The 21894-nt window shown below is 61.5% G+C and carries 21 protein-coding genes and 1 tRNA gene; 9 read left to right on the top strand and 13 right to left on the bottom strand.

Annotated elements, in window-relative coordinates; genetic code table 11:
- Window positions 1-25 precede the first annotated feature (25 nt).
- Window positions 26-358 (bottom strand): DUF6665 family protein, encoded by a 333-nt coding sequence (locus QN224_RS00955; RefSeq protein ID WP_283975200.1) that lies wholly within the window; start codon window positions 356-358, stop codon window positions 26-28.
- A gap of 419 nt (window positions 359-777) precedes the next feature.
- On the opposite strand from QN224_RS00955, the gene QN224_RS00950 reads away from it, so the two are divergent.
- The gene (locus tag QN224_RS00950) at window positions 778-2433 is read left to right on the top strand and encodes a hypothetical protein (protein ID WP_283975199.1); all 1656 of its coding nucleotides are present in this window, start codon (window positions 778-780) and stop codon (window positions 2431-2433) included.
- 79 nt (window positions 2434-2512) lie between these two features.
- Here QN224_RS00950 and rpsA read toward each other — a convergent pair whose 3' ends face one another.
- The 3 genes from rpsA to QN224_RS00935 form a co-directional block, all read right to left on the bottom strand.
- A complete protein-coding gene (gene rpsA, locus QN224_RS00945; protein ID WP_173511255.1) occupies window positions 2513-4219 on the bottom strand; it encodes a 30S ribosomal protein S1 in 1707 nt (568 codons plus the stop codon).
- Window positions 4220-4381: 162 nt separating this feature from the next.
- Complete coding sequence (gene cmk / locus QN224_RS00940) at window positions 4382-5020, bottom strand: (d)CMP kinase (protein WP_283976074.1); 639 nt, start codon at window positions 5018-5020, stop codon at window positions 4382-4384.
- Between the two features lie 71 nt (window positions 5021-5091).
- Entirely contained in the window at window positions 5092-6051 is a 960-nt protein-coding gene (locus tag QN224_RS00935) for a hypothetical protein (RefSeq protein ID WP_283975198.1), read from the bottom strand.
- A 59-nt stretch (window positions 6052-6110) separates the two neighbouring features.
- Between QN224_RS00935 and QN224_RS00930 the strand changes: the two genes are divergently transcribed.
- Window positions 6111-6278 (top strand): hypothetical protein, encoded by a 168-nt coding sequence (locus QN224_RS00930; protein WP_283975197.1) that lies wholly within the window; start codon window positions 6111-6113, stop codon window positions 6276-6278.
- Window positions 6279-6477: 199 nt separating this feature from the next.
- Here QN224_RS00930 and QN224_RS00925 read toward each other — a convergent pair whose 3' ends face one another.
- Both QN224_RS00925 and aroA read right to left on the bottom strand, forming a co-directional pair.
- On the bottom strand, window positions 6478-7062 hold the full coding sequence (locus QN224_RS00925) for a hypothetical protein (RefSeq protein ID WP_283975196.1): 585 nt from the start codon (window positions 7060-7062) through the stop codon (window positions 6478-6480).
- Window positions 7063-7196: 134 nt separating this feature from the next.
- Window positions 7197-8549, bottom strand: a complete 1353-nt coding sequence (gene aroA / locus QN224_RS00920) for a 3-phosphoshikimate 1-carboxyvinyltransferase (protein ID WP_283975195.1) — start codon at window positions 8547-8549, stop codon at window positions 7197-7199.
- 284 nt (window positions 8550-8833) lie between these two features.
- On the opposite strand from aroA, the gene QN224_RS00915 reads away from it, so the two are divergent.
- Entirely contained in the window at window positions 8834-9223 is a 390-nt protein-coding gene (locus QN224_RS00915; RefSeq protein ID WP_026186625.1) for a TIGR02300 family protein, read from the top strand.
- Window positions 9224-9469: 246 nt separating this feature from the next.
- Window positions 9470-9545, top strand: a tRNA-Ala gene (locus QN224_RS00910).
- A 322-nt stretch (window positions 9546-9867) separates the two neighbouring features.
- On the opposite strand, the gene QN224_RS00905 is transcribed toward QN224_RS00910, so the two are convergent.
- Entirely contained in the window at window positions 9868-10083 is a 216-nt protein-coding gene (locus QN224_RS00905) for a hypothetical protein (RefSeq protein ID WP_283976073.1), read from the bottom strand.
- Between the two features lie 169 nt (window positions 10084-10252).
- On the opposite strand from QN224_RS00905, the gene QN224_RS00900 reads away from it, so the two are divergent.
- Together QN224_RS00900 and QN224_RS00895 are read left to right on the top strand one after the other, a co-directional pair.
- Entirely contained in the window at window positions 10253-11041 is a 789-nt protein-coding gene (locus QN224_RS00900) for a YdcF family protein (protein ID WP_283975194.1), read from the top strand.
- A 107-nt stretch (window positions 11042-11148) separates the two neighbouring features.
- Window positions 11149-11784, top strand: coding sequence for a trimeric intracellular cation channel family protein (locus tag QN224_RS00895; RefSeq protein ID WP_283975193.1), 636 nt, complete (start codon window positions 11149-11151; stop codon window positions 11782-11784).
- A gap of 11 nt (window positions 11785-11795) precedes the next feature.
- On the opposite strand, the gene irrA is transcribed toward QN224_RS00895, so the two are convergent.
- Window positions 11796-12218, bottom strand: a complete 423-nt coding sequence (irrA, locus tag QN224_RS00890) for an iron response transcriptional regulator IrrA (RefSeq protein WP_283975192.1) — start codon at window positions 12216-12218, stop codon at window positions 11796-11798.
- Window positions 12219-12704: 486 nt separating this feature from the next.
- Between irrA and fabA the strand changes: the two genes are divergently transcribed.
- Genes fabA through fabI form a run of 3 tightly spaced genes read left to right on the top strand, consistent with a single transcriptional unit; the run spans window position 12705 to window position 15299 of the window.
- The gene (gene fabA, locus QN224_RS00885) at window positions 12705-13220 is read left to right on the top strand and encodes a 3-hydroxyacyl-[acyl-carrier-protein] dehydratase FabA (RefSeq protein ID WP_173511264.1); all 516 of its coding nucleotides are present in this window, start codon (window positions 12705-12707) and stop codon (window positions 13218-13220) included.
- A gap of 47 nt (window positions 13221-13267) precedes the next feature.
- Window positions 13268-14488, top strand: a complete 1221-nt coding sequence (fabB, locus tag QN224_RS00880; RefSeq protein WP_269279416.1) for a beta-ketoacyl-ACP synthase I — start codon at window positions 13268-13270, stop codon at window positions 14486-14488.
- 4 nt (window positions 14489-14492) lie between these two features.
- The gene (gene fabI / locus QN224_RS00875) at window positions 14493-15299 is read left to right on the top strand and encodes an enoyl-ACP reductase FabI (RefSeq protein ID WP_173511266.1); all 807 of its coding nucleotides are present in this window, start codon (window positions 14493-14495) and stop codon (window positions 15297-15299) included.
- Window positions 15300-15329: 30 nt separating this feature from the next.
- Here fabI and QN224_RS00870 read toward each other — a convergent pair whose 3' ends face one another.
- The 5 genes from QN224_RS00870 to QN224_RS00850 all read right to left on the bottom strand — a co-directional run bounded on the left by QN224_RS00870 (window position 15330) and on the right by QN224_RS00850 (window position 21841).
- Window positions 15330-15572 (bottom strand): hypothetical protein, encoded by a 243-nt coding sequence (locus QN224_RS00870; RefSeq protein WP_283975191.1) that lies wholly within the window; start codon window positions 15570-15572, stop codon window positions 15330-15332.
- Window positions 15573-15796: 224 nt separating this feature from the next.
- Window positions 15797-16813 carry a class I SAM-dependent methyltransferase gene (locus QN224_RS00865; RefSeq protein WP_283975190.1) on the bottom strand — a complete coding sequence of 339 codons (1017 nt, stop codon included), beginning with the start codon at window positions 16811-16813 and terminating at the stop codon, window positions 15797-15799.
- Between the two features lie 82 nt (window positions 16814-16895).
- Window positions 16896-19049 (bottom strand): polyribonucleotide nucleotidyltransferase, encoded by a 2154-nt coding sequence (pnp, locus tag QN224_RS00860; RefSeq protein ID WP_283975189.1) that lies wholly within the window; start codon window positions 19047-19049, stop codon window positions 16896-16898.
- 455 nt (window positions 19050-19504) lie between these two features.
- Window positions 19505-19774, bottom strand: a complete 270-nt coding sequence (gene rpsO / locus QN224_RS00855) for a 30S ribosomal protein S15 (protein ID WP_173511270.1) — start codon at window positions 19772-19774, stop codon at window positions 19505-19507.
- Window positions 19775-20101: 327 nt separating this feature from the next.
- The gene (locus QN224_RS00850; RefSeq protein ID WP_283975188.1) at window positions 20102-21841 is read right to left on the bottom strand and encodes a sensor histidine kinase; all 1740 of its coding nucleotides are present in this window, start codon (window positions 21839-21841) and stop codon (window positions 20102-20104) included.
- Between the last annotated feature and the right edge of the window lie 53 nt (window positions 21842-21894).

Below are 21894 nucleotides of genomic sequence, written 5' to 3'. Positions count from 1 at the left end.
ATTGCTTCTGACGCGCCTGGCCCGATCATCGCTTCCTGACGATCCCGACACGAGCCATGACCTCCTTCGGAATGCCGTAGCGGCGCACCGCATCTCGACTGTCGCGCAGGCCGCATATCTCGCGTTGTATCAGGAAAGCCCAGACGGCATCCGCCGCCTCGTCGAGAAGCCTCTGGCGGGCGGACGGCCCGTGCTTGCTGGCATCGTAGCCATTCAGCGCCGCAAGTGCCTTCTCCACCTTCAAGCCATGACGACCCAGCGCGTCCGCACGCTCCGCCATCAGCTCATATTCGAGCACGTTCACACCGCCTCTGGCGGTATCGAATCGGCTCAGCGATTGCGGTGGGCGAAATGTCATTGGCAGCTCCGTGAAGGCTACTGCATGATTCCTTAAATCGGATTCGATTTAAGGAAAAACATGCGGCAATTCAAAGTGCTACAGCGATCTTAACGCGTCCGGTCGGATGCGTGGCGCTGTAGGGGCAGCATGGACCGGCAATGGTCTTCACGCAAGTGGCCGGCGGCCCCCGGCTCGTTCGGCACTATGGTTAAGATTTCATAAACTTCTTCAGCTTAGTCTTTGCGATCATGCCCCGATTATCCACGGCCAGCCGTGGCTGGCCCGGCCGACCGGCCGTTGCGCGCATGAGGCGCTCTCCGACAGCAATCATGAAAGTCCGCCAGCATCGGGGTGACTGCAGCGACCTTTAAGCATCCGAAGCGGTGCGAGGCGCCGCTTGAAAGATATGACATTGCTGCGGCGAAGTGGAAACCAGAATGCTGCCCATTCTCACGATCAGAAACGCGGCCGGCCCACGCGACGAAAGCACCGTGCAGGCTCGCCATGCGGCGCTTCCATCAGGTCAGCGCGCCGAGGCAATCCAGAAAATTCTCGATGCGCTCGGCCGTCATCTGTCCGACAAGGAGGTTCTGTCCAGGGACGCGCTGGTGCGGCTGATGGAGGATCTCGCGCGCATCCTCAAATTTCCACCCTTGCCGCAGGAAAGCGGCCGCGATTTCGTCAAACGCCTGATCGGCTTTCTCGAATCCATGCCGATGCCGGAGCGACTGCTCCTGGAGCGGCAACTCGGCGGGCGTAGCCTCGCGCACCGCATCGCCGTCCTGACCGCGGTGTCGAACCGGGGCCAAGCATCCGCATCGATAGCCGCGGGCGGAATGCCCTCTTCACCTCAGCCGCAGGACGCGACCGCCATCCGCAACCTGCCGGTGCAAACCGCCGTTCCGCCCCAGTTCGCGGCGATAAAGGCGTCCGCATCGAGCGACCTCGTATTGCTTCAGTCGATCTTGAAGAAGACCTTCAGTGCCGACGAAGAAGGGGGGCCGGTCGAGGCGATGCTTGAAGGCGCAATGGACGAGATGCCTGAAGACGCGGCCGAGACGGGAGCTTCGAAGGCTTCGGAGCAACGCGCGCGCCCGCCCCAACTCTCAGCCGCTGCGAACAGGGAAGCGACGGCGGCGCTTGGGGGCGATCTCGCGCAGGATGAACTCGCCGCGTTCGATACGGCACTCCCGCTGCCGCAGCCAGAAAGCGAGGGAGCAGACACCGGAGGTGGGGCTGCGGAGACCCGGGGCTTGGCTGGCGAGCCAGTGAGTCCCGAGCCCGCTCCGTCCGATATGCCCCTCGCCGCCCAACCGGACGACACCGAACAAGTCGCACACAACACCGAGACGGGCTTGCTTGAGCAGGGGGCCGATGAAACCGGATACGATGACGGGCTCGAGGCGGACGGCACCTACGGCCGTCCCTTGCCCGACACGGAAGACGGCCGGCAGCAGACGCAGCCTCGGGCTTCGCGCGGAGAGCCAGGCGGCCAGTCCGCACGCTCCTTGGCCGACGCCATGAAGGTGATCATCCGCGACGGCATCGCCCTTCCGGAATTCGTCGACGAAGATGGAAGGCCGGCGGCGGAACCGGAAAGCGGCGACACTCGGCAGCAGCCGGCCGCGGCGCGATCTACGAGTGATCCGGCGGAACGTTCACGGGACGCCGGCATCCGCTCCCGTAACGGGACCGAAGCCCCATTGGCCGACCATGCCCCTACCGACGAGCCCGACAAGACAGCGCAACGTTCGCCGATGCAAGCTCGAGGTCAAAACCCCGGCAACGATCCGGCCATGCAGCAGATGCTCTCCAGGCTCGTCGAAACCGGACTCCCCCGGGAGGCGATACCCTTCGCCATGGTCCCTTATCCTCCCGCGAAGGCGGAGCTCGACGACGCAACGGACACGGCCGACCGGCGCGAACAGGCTGGCGACGGCGAGAGCGACACCGGAGCGGACGCAGAGGATGGCGAGGACGATCGCGAAGCGCCGGCAAAAGGATCCCCAGACGACGGAAATGGAGACCCGGGAGAGGAGCGCGGCGCAATCGACGCCTACGGCCTCTACAGAAAGCTCGGCGATCTCGGCTAGCTCCCTTTCTTCACCCGCTCAAAGAAAAAGCCCGCGGAGAGCGATCTCCGCGGGCTCGTTATTTCCAGTTCAGCAACGATTATTCGTTGGTCTGGCGGTTCTTCAGAGCGGCGCCCAGGATGTCACCGAGCGAAGCGCCGGAGTCGGACGAACCGAACTGAGCGACGGCTTCCTTCTCTTCCGCGATTTCCAGGGCCTTGATCGACAGCTGGATCTTGCGGTCCTTCTTGGAGAAGTTGGTGACGCGGGCGTCAACAACCTGGCCAACCGAGAAGCGCTCCGGACGCTGTTCGTCACGGTCACGCGACAGATCCGCACGACGGATGAACGCAGTGATGTCTTCGTGGTTGACGAGCTTCACTTCGATGCCACCATCGTTGACTGCGATGACTTCGGCCGAAACGACGGCGTTCTTGCGCAGTTCGCCGGAAGCGGCAGCTTCACCGACCGCATCCTTGCCGAGCTGCTTGATGCCGAGCGAGATGCGCTCCTTCTCGACGTCCACATCGAGAACGACAGCACGGACGACATCGCCCTTGTTGAATTCTTCGATGACCTGCTCGCCCGGACGGTTCCAGTCGAGGTCGGAGAGGTGGACCATGCCGTCGACATCGCCATCGAGGCCGATGAACAGACCGAATTCGGTCTTGTTCTTGACTTCGCCTTCGACTTCGGTGCCAGCCGGGTGGCTGTGCGCGAATGCCTGCCACGGGTTCTCGAGCGTCTGCTTGAGGCCGAGGGAGATACGACGCTTGGTCGGATCGACTTCGAGAACGACAACGTCGACTTCCTGGCTGGTGGACAGGATCTTGCCGGGATGAACGTTCTTCTTGGTCCAGGACATTTCCGAGATGTGGATCAGGCCTTCGATGCCCGGCTCCAGCTCGACGAACGCACCGTAGTCGGTGATGTTCGTGACGGTACCGGAGATCTTCTTGCCGACCGGATACTTCGCGCCGATGCCATCCCACGGATCGGACTCGAGCTGCTTCATGCCGAGCGAGATGCGGTGGGTTTCCTGGTTGATACGGATGATCTGAACCTTGACCTGCTGGCCGATGTTCAGGATTTCCGACGGATGGTTGACGCGACGCCATGCCATGTCGGTCACGTGCAGCAGGCCATCGATGCCGCCGAGATCGACGAACGCACCGTAATCGGTGATGTTCTTGACGACACCCTCGACAACCTGGCCTTCTTCGAGGTTCTGAACGATTTCAGAACGCTGCTCGGCACGGGACTCTTCCAGAACCGTACGGCGCGAAACCACGATGTTGCCGCGGCGCTTGTCCATCTTGAGGATTTCGAAGGGCTGCGGGTTGTGCATCAGCGGGGTCACGTCGCGGATCGGACGGATGTCGACCTGGCTGCGCGGCAGGAAGGCTACGGCGCCGTCGAGATCGACGGTGAAGCCGCCCTTGACCTGGTTGAAGATGATGCCTTCGACGCGTTCGCCGGCTTCGAACTTCACTTCCAGGCGCTGCCAGCTTTCCTCGCGGCGAGCCTTTTCGCGCGAAAGAACGGCTTCGCCGAGCGCGTTTTCGATACGCTCAACGTAGACTTCGACTTCGTCGCCGACCTTGAGCGAGCCGTCCTTGGCCTTGGCGCCGAATTCCTTCAGCGGTACGCGGCCTTCGACCTTCAGACCGACGTCGACGATGGCGACGTCCTTTTCGATCGCGGTGATGATGCCCTTGGCAACATAGCCTTCAGCAAGGTCCGTCTTGGCGAAGGACTCTTCGAGAAGCGCTGCGAAATCATCACGGGTGGGGTTGGTTGCAGACATAAAATCTCCTGATGCATCTCCTGAAGAGACGCACATGCGCCGGGGGTTAGCGTTAAACTGGCCTGAACCCAGTCCGCCCCATTTGAAGGAGCAATCCGGCGCGTGGACGGAATTTCAGGCTTTTCAAGAAGGCGATCCGGCAGGAGCCGATGATGGCTTTCTTCAAATCTTCTTTTGCAGGGCCGCGTCGATCAGCGTCTTCGCCCCCTGGAATGCCGCCTCTATACTCATTTCGGAAGTGTCAAGCAAGTGCGCATCCTCGGCAGGCCGCAAGGGGCTGTCGGCGCGGCCCATATCGCGCTCGTCGCGCTTTTTCACATCCTCGAAGATCGCGTCGTAGTCGGCCGAGCCACCGCCGGCAACGATCTCGTCGTAACGCCGTTTCGCCCTGACTTCGGGCGAAGCCGTCACATAGAGCTTCACGGCCGCGTCGGGGCAAACGACAGTGCCGATGTCGCGTCCGTCGAGCACGGTTCCGGGCTCCCGCCGCGAAAAGGCCCGCTGCGCCTCGACCAGCGCGCGGCGAACAGCCGGCATGACGGCGATCTTCGACGCCGCCTCGCCAATCGCGTGGGCGGACAGCACCGACCGGTCGAGACCGGCGAGTTCGACATTGCGCGCGATCTTCTCGGCAACCGCCTCGTCATCGAGCGGCAGCCCGGCATCGAGAAGCGCCTTGGCGGTGGCGCGATAGGTGAGCCCGGTGTCGAGATGGTGAAAACCATACTCCTCGGCAATCCGGCGCGAGAGCGTTCCCTTGCCGGCCGCCGCGGGTCCGTCGATGGCGATGGTGATCATGATTGGTCCTGCGCTCGAAAACTGTCGCAGTGCTGTAGATGAAAATAGCGGCGGATGCTACCGACGCGGACTCGTCATGCTTTCCAGCGAATACGGGCGACAACCGCCGACGCAATCCACGCCGCCAAAAGCGAGCTGGCAAGGAAAGCCCCTGCTGGTACTGTCGGTCCCATCGGGAGAGAACTGCGCTTGCCCCAATAGAACGCGACTCCCTCATTTAATTGTATCAACGTGAGGCCGCTTGCGAAAATGCCGAAGAGGGAAGCGCAGCCGAGTACCATCAGCATCAACACGGAGGCGCCTGCCACTTTTCGTCGAAGAACGGATGCCACCACAGACAATCTTTGTACGACCGATAGTGGCGGCTGCACTTTCGTATCGGAGGGCACAGCAGGCAAAGCATGCAACATTGCATGCCTTTTTCGGCGAACTCTCGCGATAAACAGCGCATTGAATGATAGCACTGCCATCAGGATAGCGATCGCCGTTCCGTTATTGATATCGCCGACCCACCGGTAGCCGTCCGTTAAAGCGAGAACTATCAGACTCACCAGGAAACTCACCAGCACATGCGTATTCTCGTTGCCGATTGCGGCAAACTGTTGAGCGGTCAAAACCACCGGCCTTGGCATGGTGCGCGACCAATAATGCACCGAGCCATCCTCCAACGTGTTCCAGCTTCGGGCATCACGCGGCGTCTTGTACGGCTCGGGCGCCTGCACTGATCGTCTTGCACCGGCAAGTATCCGCTTGATCCTGCGCTCGGCCGACCGGAAATAGGCGTAGAACAACGCCGCGCCGAGGAGGAACGCTCCGATGGGGACTGCGAACGAGACATGCCCATGGCCCGCGACCACACCGAGCGTTACGGCGGGAAGCAGCGTCACACACGACATCAGCGGGATCAGAAATCTGAATCGTAAGATCTGGCCGAGCGCGCGCTCATCAATGATGAAGGTCGGGTCGGATGGTGTGCGCTGGTAAAGGATCGCGCCGTCTTCCTGCCTTTCCCAGTTCAATCCGTGATCAAACATTCAAACTTCCCTTCAAACGTCGCCAGATCTCGCGCAGAAACAGGAGCAGCAACAGGACGATGCCGACCATCAGCAGCATCGGAAAGAGCGGACCATCCGAGGCTGTAGACAGTCTTTCGCTCGTTAAATGGTGCCACCACCACCGCGCCGCGCCGGACAAGCCGACGGAGTTCCAGCGGGCCCGCAGCGAATGGCAGTACCAGCGCCGCGGCGAGGCAGAGGGCTGAGACACCACCGATGTTGCTTACCCACCAATGGCCGTCGATCGCCTTAAGTCCGATCAACCCCGGAAGCGCTCCCAGGGCGAGCGAAAAGCACCATCCAATATCGGTCGCTCTCCCGCGTGGAAAGGCCCTCCAAGGGACTGCGGCGGAACCGCGGCGCTCCCCCTCGATCGGCGGCTTCTTCCAGATGATGGGACTGAATTTACGCCTGCGCTTCATCTTTCCGCCGACGCCGCTCCTTCGTCACCGCATAGAGATTGAGGGCGCTGAAAAGAGCTACGGCGGCAAGCTGATCCGGTTTGGCCAACTCTTGTGGTAGCTGACTTGACAGGCCGATCGTCACCTTCGCGAGCATACAGAGAGTAGCAACGAAGACTACGCCCCAAAAGAGGCTGTGGCCAAGCAGCTTTGCGTCCGAGACGTTCCGATAGGGATTGAAACCTATCTTCCTGAACTCAAATTCCGCCTTCGCCGGCTTGGCGTCGCGCAAAAGAAGGCGGAGTCTTCGTTTCACAGCCAGATGCACGGCAAGATTGGCGGCAATCAGCACGCCCGTGGCGGCTGCAGAGACGCCGATGCTCACCTTTCCTTCAAACCAAAATACCCAAAGCGGCAAAAGCGGAACGAGCGACATCGCGAAGACATGCTCGAAGGTTCTCAGCTTTCTGGCTGCCACCACGGTCTTCTCGGAAACATTTAGGGTTGGGGAACGCGTGTGCGTTCGCCAAAGATATGTTCCATCCGAAAGCTTCCGCCAGTTTGGGCCCTGGTCAGTGAGCGAGGTCACGCGCGCGGGTCCTTCAGCGATCCGAAGGCAGCTGAATCTAAGTCACGTAACAAGGCGTTTTCCCCCTTTGGATTCGAGGAATCCATAAGAGGGAAAGCTTAAGGTCGAGTACACGTATTTGGTGCAAATGTAACTTACTGCAGGGAAATCTCCGCGCCCAGCCCCGTCATCAGATCCATGAATTCCGGAAAGCTGGTTGCGATCATCGTCGCGTCGTCGACCGTCACCGGATGTTCGGAGGCGAGCCCCATGATGAGGAAGCTCATGGCGATGCGGTGGTCGAGATGGGTCTTGACCTCACCGCCAGAGGCATTGCCGAGGCCCTTGCCGCCGGGGCGGCCGCGCACCACCAGCGAGGCTTCGCCCTCGTCGCAGTCGACGCCGTTGAGCTTCAGGCCGTCGGCAACGGCGGAGAGGCGGTCGGATTCCTTGACGCGCAGTTCATCAAGGCCGTTCATCACGGTCGCGCCTTCGGCGAAAGCGGCAGCGACGGCGAGCACCGGATATTCGTCGATCATCGACGGCGCGCGCTCTTCCGGCACGGTGACGCCCTTCAGTTCCGAATGACGCACGCGGAGGTCGGCGACATCCTCGCCGCCGGCGAGCCGCGCATTCATGACTTCGATGTTGGCGCCCATTTCCTGCAGCGTCAGGATGAGGCCGGTGCGCGTCGGGTTCATCAAGACGTTCAGGATGGTGATGTCCGAGCCTGGCACGAGGAGGGCGGCCACCAGCGGGAAGGCGGTCGAGGACGGGTCACCGGGCACGTCGATCACCTGGCCCGTCAGCTTGCCGCGGCCTTCGAGGCGAATTGTGCGCACGCCGTCTGCGTCGGTTTCGACGGTCAGATTGGCACCGAATCCCTTGAGCATCTTTTCCGTATGATCGCGCGTCATCACCGGCTCGATGACCGTGGTGATGCCGGGCGTATTGAGGCCGGCGAGCAGCACGGCGGATTTCACCTGGGCCGAGGCCATCGGCACCCGATAGGTGATCGGGTTCGGGGTCTTCGGTCCATGCAGCGTGACCGGCAGCCGGTCGCCTTCTGCCGATTTCACCTGGACGCCCATTTCCCGCAGCGGATTCAGCACGCGGCCCATCGGCCGCTTGGTGAGCGAGGCATCGCCAATGAAGGTCGAGTCGAAATCATAGACGCCGACGAGGCCCATGGTCAGCCGGCAGCCGGTGCCGGCATTGCCGAAATCGAGAGGCGCCTCCGGGGCGAGCAGGGCGCCGTTGCCGACGCCGTCGATGATCCAGGTGTCACCCTCCTTGCGGATCTTCGCGCCCATCGCCTGCATGGCCTTGCCCGTGTTGATCACGTCTTCGCCCTCGAGCAGGCCGGTAATCCGCGTCTCGCCCGAAGCGAGACCGCCGAACATGAAGGAGCGGTGCGAAATCGACTTGTCGCCGGGAATGCGGACGGTGCCCTTGAGATCGGACGACTTGCGTGCGGTGGCGGGCTTCGGGCTCAAGCCATGCGACATGATATTTTCCTCTGACAATCCGGCTTCGACGGCCCGCAGATCGCCCACCCGGAATGCAGGCGCGGACGAACCGTCATCTGGCGCGCTCCCTAACATAAAGAGTGAAAGGGGTCATCTCCCGGCGCGAAGAAAATGAGGGGCCGGCCGGCGACGGAAGTTTGCCTTTGACAGATGCTGTCAAGACGATTATGGGGACCGGCTAATCATCATAAGCTTGATACCCTTTCCACCCGCCGGCTGACCGGCAAGAGCCGGCTCGTCCGGCCATTCAAGAGGCTTTGACTGTGGCAAAACCGGAACTTGGAACAAAGCGCATCGACCCGGAAACGGGGCGCAAATTCTACGATCTGAACCGTGATCCGATCGTTTCCCCCTATACCGGCAAGTCCTATCCGCTGTCCTTCTTCGAGGAGAGCTCCGTCGCCAAGGTGCTCGAGAAGGAAGAAGAGGAAGACGTAACGGAAGTCGACGCAGAGAACACCGAAGTCGAACTCGTTTCGCTCGAGGATGCCGACGACGAGGCATCGGGCGGCGACGACCTGCCGGATCTTGGCGATGACGACGTCGAAATCGACGGCGACGACGACGACACGTTCCTCGAAGCCGACGACGAAGACGATGACGACGATATGAGTGACCTCATCGGCGTCTCCGACGAGGATGAAGACGTCTGATAGTTTCGGGGACGTGGGCGGGGGAACCACCGCACGCATTTCCGCACTAAGCGTTTCAAAACACGCACGAAAGCTGCCCCGCCCGCTGCAACACCTCGCGGTCGGGGCGTTTCCCGGAACGAGAAATAAAATCGCACCGGCCTTGAATTTTCGGCTTGCCATCCGCGAAAAGCAGAAGTAATAAGCCGCCACTCGCCGGGCACAAAGCCCGACGATTTCCCGGAACCGGCATTGCCGGACCCTGATGGGGCTATAGCTCAGCTGGGAGAGCGCTTGCATGGCATGCAAGAGGTCAGCGGTTCGATCCCGCTTAGCTCCACCAAAATTCCTCTTACTAACTTAAGCAATTAGATTTTCGCGCAAGACCTTGCATTTCTTCGGGCAGCAGGAGCTCCGGACACAATTTGCCGAACGGCTGCGTCGTCCATGACGAGTGCCCAAATCCGTAGAGCCGCAGGGGCGGGCGTTGCGCGAGGAATGTGTTCGGATCTTGTTCGGGTGAGCCGAGGCGATCAGGGCGAGCTACACCGCCATCATCATGATCTGATCGATCACCCGCTCACGACGAGGGGGAGCGGTCAGAGGCCTGCCGCCAGCACAATCCCCGGCAGGCCTCGCCCGGAGCCGGAAATCTCACGTTCTCGCTAGTCTTTGCCGTACTTTCGTGCAGTCAACATCTGTATCAGCGACAGCTCGCCGCGGACGCCCTGCTGATACAAACTGAACAGCATCTTCCCGATGTCTAATCCCTGCTCGCTTTCGGGCTCCACATCGTTGATGCCGCATGCATGTGAATGAACCCTCTGGAGCATCGCAATTTCTTCGTCACCAATGGCCAGTTCTGAAAAGCGCAGATCCATTTCCACCTTGACCCTCCAATCAAAGTAGCTTTGTTGATGATCTGCAAAAATTGGTAATCACCCGGCACGATTCCAAGAGGGCGCTGTTTCAAATGACGAGCCATGGAATCGCGGGTCGCTTGTGCCGCGAATTTGCTGAATATTAACCAAGCGCCAGAACAGTCATCTCATGTTTCTTGCCTCCAAGATCTTCTGGCTCCTTGCCCAGCCGCTTTCGCTCGCTTTCTTCAGCGTCCTCATCGGCTTTCTGCTGGCGCTGCGGGGCCGCAGGCGCATCGGCGGTTTCTTCGGCTCGCTTGGGCTGACAGTGCTGTTCACCAGCCTGTTCACGACTGCCGGGTCCTATTTCCTGCAGATCCTCGAGGACCGGTTTACCCGCCCCTCGCCGGAACCCGCAGAACTCTCCTGCATCATCGTGCTTGGCGGCGCCTTCGAGAACGTGGTTATTGCCGGGCGCGGCGGGATCGAACTCAACCAGGCAGCGGAGCGCTTCGTCGAGACCGTCCGGCTTGCCAGGGCCCATCCTGGCGCGCGCATCCTCGTTTCCGGCGGGGACGGCTCCTTGAGCGGCGGCTATGCGGGCGACGCCGAGATCTCGAGGACTTTCTTCGAGGCGTTTGACATCGCCCCCGACCGCCTGATCCGCGAGGAGGAATCGCGGACCACCTTCGAGAATGCACGAAACACGAAGGATCTGCTGAACGCGAATGGGATGGAGCGTTGCGCGCTCGTCACCTCGGCCTACCACATGCCGCGCTCGATCGGCCTCTTTCGTTCGTTCGGCATCGACGTGATGCCTTGGCCGGCGGACTATCGAACGAGCGGCAACGTGCGGCTCGGTTTCGACTTCACCCAGCCCTCGCTCAATGCGCAACTGGCGACGACGGCGGCCAAGGAATGGACGGGACTGTTTGCCTACTATCTCCTCGGCCGGACGCAAACGATCCTGCCGCGATGACGCAGCGCCGGAGCAACGCTTGCTGCCCGCTGATTTGTTAGGAAGCTTGCGGTAAAAATCATGGAGCGCATCGATTCCGGATCGACGCGGCACAGAGCGGAGCATCCATGCCGATCCTCGAAATTCTTGACTATGCCGGTGTGGCCGTCTTCGCGGCGACCGGCGCGCTTTCGGCGTCCCGCAAGCAGCTCGATATCATCGGCTATCTCTTCCTGGCGTCGGTCACCGGGATCGGCGGCGGCACGATGCGCGACGTGATCCTGGGTGCCACGCCCGTGTTCTGGGTGCTCAACCCGACCTATCTGCTCGTTTGCGCCTCGGTGGGCCTGATCCTGTTCTTCACGGCCCATCTTTTCGACTCGCGCTATCGCATGCTGGTGTGGCTCGATGCGATCGGTCTTTCCGCCTATTGCGTCATGGGGGCAGCGAAGGGTCTGGCGGCGACGGGTTCGCCAACCGTCGCCCTTGTCACCGGCATGCTGACGGCGACCTTCGGCGGCATTCTCCGCGACCTGCTGGCGGGCGAGCCGTCCGTGTTGCTGAGGCCGGAGGTCTATGTCACCGCCGCGCTCGTCGGCGCCGGCGCCTTCGTGTTCGCCACAATGGTCGGCATGCCGCTCATCGCGACCTCGGCACTCGGCGTGCTCTCCGCCTTCGCGGTGCGCGGCGGCGCACTGAAATACGGCTGGACCTTGCCGACCGGCAGGGCAGGCCCGGGGCGCGACCCGAGCGACGTGATGTAGCAGGTAAAGGGTTAGCGGTCGGACTTGCGGCGCAGGCGGACCACGACGTCGACATGCGAGATCTCCATGCCTTCCGGAGGCTCCGGAAGATTGTCGATCTGGATGTTGCTCACCGGAATGTCGAGCACCTCATTCTGTCCTTCGATGAAGAAATGATGGTGATCGGAAACATTGGTGTCGAAGTAGGTCTTGGCGCTTTCGACCGCGAGCACGCGGATCATTCCCGCTTCGGTGAACTGGTGGAGCGTGTTGTAGACGGTCGCGAGTGAAACCGGAACGCCGGCTTCGACCGCCTCCTCGTGCAGTTCCTCGACGGTCAGATGACGGTCGCCCTTTGCGAAAATGAGGTCCGCAAGCGCGATACGCTGGCGCGTCGGGCGCAAACCCGAGTTGCGCAGCCTGTCCTGCGAACACATTTGTGGTGCTTTCGTCATGCGCAGCCGCTTCGGTATCCTGGCCAAATTCACAGATTATCTGTTTGCGATATAACTTCTGCTGGCGCCGCTTTCAATAGATTCCGAGCTTCCAGGAGCGCAAACGCCTGAAAATCGGCCCAAAGCGGGGGAAGGCTGGCATTTAACTCTGGTCGTGCCCACATTCATATTGTAAGCGACGGCGCAACGATATCGCCAATAAGAGCCGGATGAGAGAAAATGCGAAGCGGCATTCCGCCGGCATCCGTACTAACCTACTGCATGTTTCCTTAAATCGGAGCCGATTTAAGGATAAAACATTCAGCAACTCAAAGTGCTACAGTGCCCTTTGCGCGTCTGACAAGACGCGCGGCGCTGTAGGGGTCTCGCGGGAGCGCAAACTGCGACAGGCAGCATAGCCATTGGCGCAGGCCACGCTTCAATTTAACCCGAACTTGCACTAAAGCAGGTCGGAGAACATTCAGTCGATCGGGGAAACAACCATTCATGACGACCAGACAATCCAGCTTCAGCTATGAGGAAATCCTGACCTGCGGCCGAGGTGAAATGTTTGGCCCCGGCAATGCCCAGCTTCCGTTGCCGCCGATGCTGATGTTCAACCGCATCACCGATATCTCGGAAACCGGTGGCCCCCACGATAAGGGTTACGTCCGCGCCGAGTTCGACATCACGCCGGATCTCTGGTTCTTCCCCTGCCACTTCATGGGCGATCCCGTCATGCCCGGCTGCCTTGGTCTCGATGCCATGTGGCAGCTGACCGGCTTCTTCCTTGGCTGGCTCGGCGAGCCCGGCAAGGGCCGCGCGATCTCCACAGGCGAGGTAAAATTCACAGGCATGGTGACGCCGAAGAACAAGCTGGTCGAATACGGCATCGACTTCAAGCGCGTGATGCGGGGCCGCCTGGTGCTCGGCATTGCCGACGGCTGGATGAAGGCCGACGGCGAAGTGATCTACAAGGCCAGCGATCTCAGGGTCGGTCTTTTCCAGGAAAAGGCCGACTGAGCCGCAAAAGGCCAGGACGGGTTCAAGTTTAAGAAAAGGTCATTACCATGAGACGGGTTGTTGTCACGGGCCTCGGCATCGTTTCCTCGATCGGTAACAATGCCGACGAAGTCACCGCGTCGCTGCGCGATGCGAAGTCGGGCATCACGTTTTCCCCGGATTTCGCCGAGAATGGCTTCAAGTGCCAGGTCTGGGGCGCGCCGTCGCTCGACCCGACGGAACTCGTCGACCGGCGTGCCATGCGCTTCCTGTCCCAGGGAGGTGCCTGGAACCACGTGGCGATGAAGCAGGCAATCGCGGACTCCGGACTCGAGGCCGGCGACATCACCAACGAACGCACCGGCATCATCATGGGCTCGGGCGGTCCCTCGACGCGCACCATCGTCGAGGCTGCCGACGTCACCCGCAAAAACGTAAGCCCGAAGCGCATCGGCCCGTTCGCGGTCCCGAAGGCAATGTCGTCGACGGCGTCGGCCACGCTTGCGACCTGGTTCCAGATCCATGGCGTCAACTACTCGATCTCGTCGGCCTGCTCGACCTCGGCGCATTGCATCGGCAATGCCGCGGAAATGATCCAGTGGGGCAAGCAGGACGTGATGTTCGCCGGCGGCCACGAGGATCTCGACTGGACCATGTCCAACCTGTTCGATGCCATGGGCGCGATGTCCTCGAAGTTCAACGAGACGCCGTCGTCGGCCTCGCGCGCCTATGACGTCAACCGCGACGGTTTCGTGATTGCCGGCGGCGCCGGCGTGCTGGTGCTCGAGGAGCTGGAGCGTGCCAAGGCCCGCGGCGCCAAGATCTACGCCGAAATCGTCGGCTATGGCGCGACCTCCGACGGTTACGACATGGTCGCTCCCTCCGGGGAAGGCGCCGTGCGCTGCATGCGTCAGGCGCTCGCCACGGTGAAGGGCGACGTCGATTACATCAACACCCACGGAACCTCCACCCCGGTCGGCGACTCCAAGGAAATCGGCGCCATTCGCGAAGTGTTCGGCACCAATATGCCGCACATCCAGTCGACCAAGTCCCTGACGGGCCACTCCTTGGGTGCTGCCGGCGTTCAGGAATCGATCTATGGCCTATTGATGATGCAGGCCGGCTTCATCGGCGAAAGCGCGCATATCAGCGAGCTCGACCCCGAGTTCGAAGGCGTACCGATCGTTCGCAAGCGGATCGACAACGCGAAGATCGACACGGTTCTTTCGAACTCCTTCGGTTTCGGCGGCACGAACGCCACGCTCGTCTTCCAGCGCTACAACGGATAACACAATGAACGGACTGATGAACGGAAAGCGCGGCCTCATCATGGGTGTGGCCAACAACCATTCTATTGCCTGGGGAATCTCCAAGGCACTGGCCGCGCAGGGCGCCGAACTTGCTTTCACCTATCAGGGCGAAGCGCTCGGCAAGCGCGTGAAGCCGCTCGCCGCCGAGGTCGGTTCCGACTTCCTGCTACCCTGCGACGTCGAGGATATCGCCTCCGTCGACGCGGTCATTGCCGCCATCAAGGAGCGTTGGGGCCGGCTCGATTTCGTCGTCCACGCGATCGGTTTCTCCGACAAGAGCGAGCTGAAGGGTCTTTACGCGGACACCACGCGCGACAATTTCAGCCGCACCATGGTCATCTCCTGCTTCTCCTTCACCGAGATCGCCAGGCGCGCCGCCGAGCTGATGAGCGAAGGCGGCACGATGCTGACGCTGACCTATGGCGGCTCGACGCGGGTCATGCCGAACTACAACGTAATGGGTGTTGCCAAGGCGGCGCTCGAAGCCTCGGTGCGCTATCTCGCCGCCGACTACGGCACGCGCGGCATCCGCGTCAACGCGATCTCCGCCGGGCCGATCCGCACGCTCGCCGGCGCTGGCATCTCGGACGCACGCGCGATGCTTTCCTGGCAGCAGAAGAATTCGCCCTTGCGCCGCACCGTGACGATCGACGACGTCGGCAATTCCGCGCTATACCTTCTTTCGGACCTTTCGCGCGGCGTGACCGGCGAGATTCACTATGTGGATTCCGGCTACAACATCACCTCGATGCCGACACTCGAGGCGTTGCGCACGGCCGACGCGGAGTAAGATAGCTGATCCGGGTTGTCGCAACCCGGATCAGGCCGCTGTCCAAGCCCAAATCAATCCCAGCAGGATAGCCGCCAGCGCGAGGCCGACAATGGTGGACGTGCCGCGCATGTATTTCAGCCTTGCCGGCACCAGCGGCACGCGATAGAGACTGCGCAGGAACGGCAAGGGAACTTCCGCCGTAGCGCCATGTCCCTCGGCGTTCTTGATATCGCGCGCGATCACCTCTTCAACATCTTCCATCATAGGGGGTCGAGCGGGTCCAAATCCCATAGCCTGCTCCTCTACGGTCACCATGGCCGACATCAACATGGTGTGCCCGATCGTTCTTTCTGGCAACAGGAAAGCGGCGCGTCACAAGGAAGCGACACGCCATCCGGACAGACCGGATCAACCGCTAGCGTAACGCCTTAAATCGGAGTCAGACATACAGCAGCACTCCGCGCCCTTTGTGCACGCACGCCGCTGCAAAGCGGCGCAAGCCGACCTGAATTGCTCTACCGTTTTGCCCAGAGCACCTTGAAGCGCGCGTTGCGGCAGGTCTCGCCGCTCTCCTTGAAATTTTCCGCGAGAACCTGCTCATAGGGCAGGCCGCGATTGGCGACCAGCATCAGCTTGCCACCGTGCTTCAAAGCCTTGGCAGCGGACTTGATGATCGCGGCGCCGAGCGATGGTTCTGCGGCATGTCCCTCGTGGAAGGGCGGATTCATGACGATCAGGTCGTACTTGTCGCGCGTCTCCTCGGTTGTCAGGTCGTGCCAATAGAAGCGGGCCGGCGTCGAGGGTGCGTTCGCCATCATGTTGATGCGCGCCGCCTCCAGCGCTTCATAATCCGCCTCGAAGAGATCAATGCCCTTCAGCCCAGGCGAGGCATGGGCGAGCATCACCGACAGATAACCCCAACCGGCACCGAAATCCGCCGCATGGCCGGTAAGATCTTTGGGCAGGCGGGAGGCAAGAAGTTCGGAACCCGCATCTACGCGGTCGTGGGAGAACATGCCGGGCGACGCCTCGAACAGCCCATCGACACGCACCGGCACCTTGGCGAGCGCCGACGCGGCTTCCGAGACATCTTCAGGCCGCGTGAACCAGAAGGCAACGCCATGGTATTTCGGCAGAGAATCCCCGTCCCAGCCGAATTTGCCGATCTTCTTGCGCAGCGGCTGGATGCCGTCCTCCTTGCCGCCTGCCACCACGATCAGCGCGCCACCGCGGGTGCGCTTGAGCGCCTTGGCGATCCGGTCCTCGTTCTCGCCCTTGTGCTTGCCGCAGAGCACCAGTGCCGCGTCATAGCCCTCGCCCTCGGCAAGAGGCGTCACGTCGGCACGCGCCGCTTCCAGCGCGCGATAGAGAGACTTGAGCGGCTGCACGGCGGCGATCGACGCGGAAAAGTCCCGCGGCAGCCTGTAGCCCGCCTCCGCCCCGAGGAAAAGCACGCGCTCGCCCTCCCCCGGTGGATCGATGACACCGGTATCGAAGGGGTGGAACAGGGTTTTCAGTGCGTCGCGGCTCATGGGATCGAATCCGTTCTTTGCTTACAGAAAGGGGGCGCGAAGCCATCCGCTCCGCGCCCCCGAGCACCTTGGCGGGGCCGGCTTATTCAGCCGCTTCGCCGCCGTCCTTCTTCTCGGCCTTCTCGGCGACGACTTCCTTGCCGGTCGCCTGATCCACGACCTTCATGGAGAGGCGAACCTTGCCGCGCTCGTCGAAGCCCATCAGCTTGACCCAGACCTTGTCGCCTTCCTTGACGACATCGGTCGTCTTGGCGACGCGCTCGGAAGCGAGCTGCGAGATATGGACGAGGCCGTCACGGGCGCCGAAGAAGTTGACGAAAGCACCGAAATCGGCGGTCTTGACAACCGTGCCCTCATAGATCTGGCCGACTTCCGGCTCGGCGACGATCGAGTGGATCCACTTGCGCGCCGCTTCGATCTCCTTGGCGGAGGAGGATGCGATCTTGACCGTACCGTCGTCCTCAATGTTGATCTTGGCGCCGGTCTTTTCGACGATTTCGCGGATGACCTTGCCGCCCGAGCCGATGACTTCGCGGATCTTGTCGACCGGGATGTTCATCACTTCGATGCGCGGCGCGAATTCGCCAAGCTGCCCACGGCTCTCGGAGATGGCCTTGGCCATTTCGCCGAGAATGTGCAGACGGCCGCCCTTCGCCTGATTGAGCGCTACACCCATGATCTCTTCGGTGATGCCCTCGATCTTGATGTCCATCTGCAGCGAGGTGATACCGGCGTCGGTGCCTGCAACCTTGAAGTCCATGTCGCCGAGATGATCTTCGTCACCGAGAATGTCGGAGAGAACGGCGAAGCGGTCATCTTCCTTGATGAGGCCCATGGCGATACCGGCGACGGGCTTGGCAAGCGGGACGCCTGCATCCATCAGCGCCAGCGAGGTGCCGCAGACGGTGGCCATCGAGGAGGAGCCGTTGGACTCTGTGATTTCGGAAACGACGCGCAGCGTATAGGGGAACTGTTCCGCCGTCGGCAGCATCGGGTGGATGGCGCGCCAGGCGAGCTTGCCGTGACCGATTTCGCGACGGCCCGGAGACCCCATGCGGCCCGTTTCACCGACCGAGAAGGGCGGGAAGTTGTAGTGCAGCATGAAGTTTTCCTTGTACATGCCGGTCAAGGAATCGACATACTGCTCGTCTTCGCCAGTGCCGAGGGTCGCAACGACGATCGCCTGGGTTTCACCGCGGGTGAAGAGCGAGGAACCGTGCGTGCGCGGCAGGATGCCGACTTCGGCGACGATCGGGCGGACCGTGACGAGGTCGCGGCCATCGATACGGCTCTGCGTATCGAGAATGTTCCAGCGAACGATCTTGGCCTGCAGGTGCTTGAAGACCGAAGCGATCTCTTCGGCCGTGTGAGCAGGGTTCTCGATGCCTTCCGGCAGGAAGTGTTCCTTCACCTTGGCCTTGACGGCATCGACCGCGGCGTAGCGGGCGGCCTTCTCGGTGATCTTGTAGGCATTGCGCAGCTCGTCTTCGGCAATCGAGAGCATGGCGTTCTCAAGCGCGGAATGATCTTCCGGTTCGAATTCGCGCGGTTCCTTGGCAGCGACTTCGGCGAGCTTGATGATCGCGTCGATCACCGCCTGGAAGCCCTTCTGACCGAAGACAACAGCGCCGAGCATGATGTCTTCCGGCAACTCCTTGGCTTCCGATTCGACCATCAGCACGGCTTCCTGCGTGCCTGCGACGACGAGGTCGAGAGAGGATTCTTCCATCTCGTCCAGGTGCGGATTCAGCACATATTCGCCATTGATGTAGCCGACGCGGGCACCGCCGATCGGTCCCATGAACGGAATGCCGGAAAGCGTCAGCGCGGCGGAGGCGGCGACCATGGAAACGACGTCCGGATTGTTTTCCAGGTCATGCTGCATGACCGTGACGATCACCTGGGTGTCGTTCTTGTAGCCTTCCGGGAAGAGCGGGCGGATCGGCCGGTCGATCAGACGGGAAACGAGCGTTTCGTTTTCGCTCGGGCGGCCTTCACGCTTGAAATAACCGCCGGGAATCTTGCCGGCAGCATAGGTCTTTTCCTGGTAGTTGACGGTAAGCGGGAAGAAATCCTGCCCGGGCTTCGGCGCCTTGGCCGAAACGACGGTGGCAAGCACCACGGTTTCGCCGTAGGTCGCGAGAACGGCACCGTCAGCCTGACGCGCGATCTTGCCGGTTTCGAGCTTGAGCGGACGCCCTGCCCATTCGATTTCTACCTTGTGGGTCTCGAACATGTTCTGTCCTTCGTGTGCGGGAGACCTTCCGCGGCTGTTGCAGCGCGGATGATCTGAATGCCGCTTGGTGGTGGCGCATCACGGGCAAGACAACGGGAGGCTTCAAAAAGAACCGGCTCGTTACCGCTTTGCCGCGCTGCCCGTGTGGCAGCGCTCCGGCAAGCAGGCGCCGAAGCATCCTGCAATCCTGCCCCATGACGGGCCATCGGTTGATCCGCGATACCGGCCCATCCGGTCCGCTGGACGTTCTCTCCCGGTCCTGCGCCTCCGGCGCCCGAGGAGAGATAATCAAGGCGATCAAACGCCCTGCTGCATGCTTCCTTAAACCGACCGATCCAAGTACAAAACATGCAGCGATTTCAAAGTGCTACAGCGACCTTTGTGCGTCTGAAAAGACCCACGGCGCTGTAGAAAAAAAGCCGGCGGACCGCAAGCGGCCCGCCGGACAAAGTCGTTTAGCGACGGATGCCCAGGGCACCGATCAGCTTGGTGTAGCGCGCTTCGTCTTTCTTCTTCAGATAGTCGAGGAGCGAACGACGGCTGGAAACCATCGCGAGAAGACCACGGCGGGAATGGTTGTCCTTCTTGTGGCCCTTGAAGTGTTCGGTCAGGTTGTTGATCCGTTCCGTCAGGAGCGCAACCTGGACTTCCGGAGAACCGGTGTCGCCTTCAGCGGTCGCGAATTCCTTGATGAGCTGAGCCTTGCGCTCTGTTGTAATCGACATCGGATGATCCTTTCAGTTCGAGGATTTCGGGTCGCCGGCAGCCGGGATGTCGTCCAGCCGCGGCCGTTCATACGAAGAGGCAGCGCCTTTCGCTGGCGTGCCTATAAACGAAATGTATCGAAAAGGAAAGGGTCATGAAACCCGCGATACGAAGCGCACTCGCCATGCTTCAATTGCCGATTTGCCGCAGGAGCACGGGCTACAGCGCCGCACGTCTTATCCGACGCGCGAAGGACGTTCTGGCACTTCGAATTGCTGAATGTCTTCACCCTTAAACCGGCCAGGATCCAAGGAAACATGCAGGAGACCCAAGAGTTGAGGGCGTCGTCAATTTCCGGTTTCGGCCGCTCCGTCGTCCCTGCCGCCGCGCGGAATCCGGATGGTCCACTCGATGCCGTCGGGGTGCATGGTCCTTTCGAGTTCGGCTCCGAGCGCCATGCCGAGCATGCGCTCGAGCACGACCGTTCCAAAGCCCGTTCGCGCCGGCGCCTGCCCGGGTGCTCGCTTGGGCGGCGCGGCGATATTCGCCCCCTCCTCGCGCCAGCGAATGGCGATCATTCCATCCGACACTGACCAATCGAGCCTGATGACACCTGTCGCGTTGGCCAGTGCGCCGTGTTTGGTCGCGTTGGTCGCAAGTTCATGCAGCGCCATGCCGAGCATCTGCGCCACCTGTGTTTCCAACCGCAAGGCCGGACCGCTGAGGACGATGCGCTGCGGATCGTCGGGGGCAAACGGCTGCAGCTGGTTCTGCGCCAGTTCACGGAGATCCACGCCGAGGGCGGCGTTTGCGACCATCAGGTCGGTCGATCGGGCAAGGCCCGCTATACGTTTTCGAAATGCCTCGGCGAATTCCGATGCGTTCTCGGTGGAAGAGGCGGACTGGTTCAACATCGACTGAATGACGGTGAGCTGGTTCTTCGAGCGGTGCGCGACCTCTCTCATCAGAAAGCGGATTTCCCCTTCCGCCTTGCTGCGGGCCGCCGCCGCCCGGGCGAGAGCGCTCGATACGTCTTCGACCTCTGTGATTACGTATCGACGTGGCTTGATCGGCTCGCCGGCACCGAGACGTCGTGCGTCCATGGCAAGCAGCTTCACCCCGTGCGAGAGCAGGCGGGCGATGGTCAACGATCCCGCCACGGCGATGCTCGCGAAGATGATGCCGCCAAGCGACAGCCACAAGAACGACCACAATATCGGCGCGTCGACGACCGCACGCGGCGCCCAGGCGGCGATGCGCCAGCCGGTCACCACGGAAAATTCCGTCGCGACGCGATAGTCCGTGCCGTTTTCGCTGATATTGGCGACGCCGATGCTGATCGCCGGCAGCTTGTCCAGGAAGAACACTTCGCCCGATTTGACGGCGGCATCCGAAGAAACGATCACCTTGCCTTCGCCGTCCACCAATGCGGCATTCCAGCCGGGCGACAGCGTGTTGCGATTGACGGCCTTGGCCATGCCCGCGGCATTCTGCGTCAAGCCCAGCAGATAGCTCTCCCCTGTCGGTAAGCTCACCGGAAGATAGACGTTGAAGACCCATCGCCCGTCGGTATTGTCGAAGAACACGCCTGAGACGAGCGGACCCTTGTTCTTGAAGGCAAGTTCGATCGACTCCGGATCCGATGCCCGTCCAAGCGGTGCGCCAAAGGGAAGGCGCGTATTCAGTCTCTGATGGTGATTCCTGTCTATGACGACCAGATCGGAATCGCTGTCGGCCAAGGCGACCGAAGCCTGATCGTAGAAGACACGCATGTCGCGAAGCTCGATCGCACTCGATGCCGACAGCACCTTGAGCGTCGTCAGCATGCCCTCGATCTCGCGCTCGACGATGCGCGTCACTGAGCCCGTCGAGGCTTTCAGGAGCGATGTCACGACCTGCTCCTGCGCATCCACGCTGCGCTTCAGGATGACGAAAGCGAAGATGAACGAAGGCACGATCGCGATCAGCAGCAGCGAGATGAGGTAAAAGCTGAACGGCCGGCGCAGACGGTCCCGAACGAACGCCGCCGCAGCCTGCAGGCCGCCGCGCGAAGCTTCTCCCTGGTCTTTCCCTGACACCTCAGTCACCCGGGCCGCCTCTCACCGTCTGTTGTCGTGCCCCGGTGACCACGACAAGGTCC

Origin of the sequence: Sinorhizobium sp. 7-81 (assembly GCF_030124405.1) — a bacterium.
GTDB lineage: Bacteria > Pseudomonadota > Alphaproteobacteria > Rhizobiales > Rhizobiaceae > Sinorhizobium > Sinorhizobium psoraleae.
This window is presented reverse-complemented; position numbering and strand designations above follow the sequence as displayed.

Bases quoted from the DNA above. Each gene is read 5' to 3' on its own strand.
- QN224_RS00955 (WP_283975200.1), bottom strand. From the start codon at position 358: ATGACATTTCGCCCACCGCAATCGCTGAGCCGATTCGATACCGCCAGA.
- aroA (WP_283975195.1), bottom strand. From the start codon at position 8,549: ATGTCGCATGGCTTGAGCCCGAAGCCCGCCACCGCACGCAAGTCGTCC.
- pnp (WP_283975189.1), bottom strand. From the start codon at position 19,049: ATGTTCGAGACCCACAAGGTAGAAATCGAATGGGCAGGGCGTCCGCTC.
- QN224_RS00935 (WP_283975198.1), bottom strand. From the start codon at position 6,051: ATGTTTGATCACGGATTGAACTGGGAAAGGCAGGAAGACGGCGCGATC.
- QN224_RS00900 (WP_283975194.1), top strand. From the start codon at position 10,253: ATGTTTCTTGCCTCCAAGATCTTCTGGCTCCTTGCCCAGCCGCTTTCG.
- QN224_RS00905 (WP_283976073.1), bottom strand. From the start codon at position 10,083: ATGGATCTGCGCTTTTCAGAACTGGCCATTGGTGACGAAGAAATTGCG.
- irrA (WP_283975192.1), bottom strand. From the start codon at position 12,218: ATGACGAAAGCACCACAAATGTGTTCGCAGGACAGGCTGCGCAACTCG.
- QN224_RS00865 (WP_283975190.1), bottom strand. From the start codon at position 16,813: ATGAGCCGCGACGCACTGAAAACCCTGTTCCACCCCTTCGATACCGGT.
- rpsO (WP_173511270.1), bottom strand. From the start codon at position 19,774: ATGTCGATTACAACAGAGCGCAAGGCTCAGCTCATCAAGGAATTCGCG.
- QN224_RS00870 (WP_283975191.1), bottom strand. From the start codon at position 15,572: ATGGGATTTGGACCCGCTCGACCCCCTATGATGGAAGATGTTGAAGAG.
- QN224_RS00950 (WP_283975199.1), top strand. From the start codon at position 778: ATGCTGCCCATTCTCACGATCAGAAACGCGGCCGGCCCACGCGACGAA.
- fabA (WP_173511264.1), top strand. From the start codon at position 12,705: ATGACGACCAGACAATCCAGCTTCAGCTATGAGGAAATCCTGACCTGC.
- rpsA (WP_173511255.1), bottom strand. From the start codon at position 4,219: ATGTCTGCAACCAACCCCACCCGTGATGATTTCGCAGCGCTTCTCGAA.
- QN224_RS00895 (WP_283975193.1), top strand. From the start codon at position 11,149: ATGCCGATCCTCGAAATTCTTGACTATGCCGGTGTGGCCGTCTTCGCG.
- fabB (WP_269279416.1), top strand. From the start codon at position 13,268: ATGAGACGGGTTGTTGTCACGGGCCTCGGCATCGTTTCCTCGATCGGT.
- fabI (WP_173511266.1), top strand. From the start codon at position 14,493: ATGAACGGACTGATGAACGGAAAGCGCGGCCTCATCATGGGTGTGGCC.
- QN224_RS00930 (WP_283975197.1), top strand. From the start codon at position 6,111: ATGCCGACCATCAGCAGCATCGGAAAGAGCGGACCATCCGAGGCTGTA.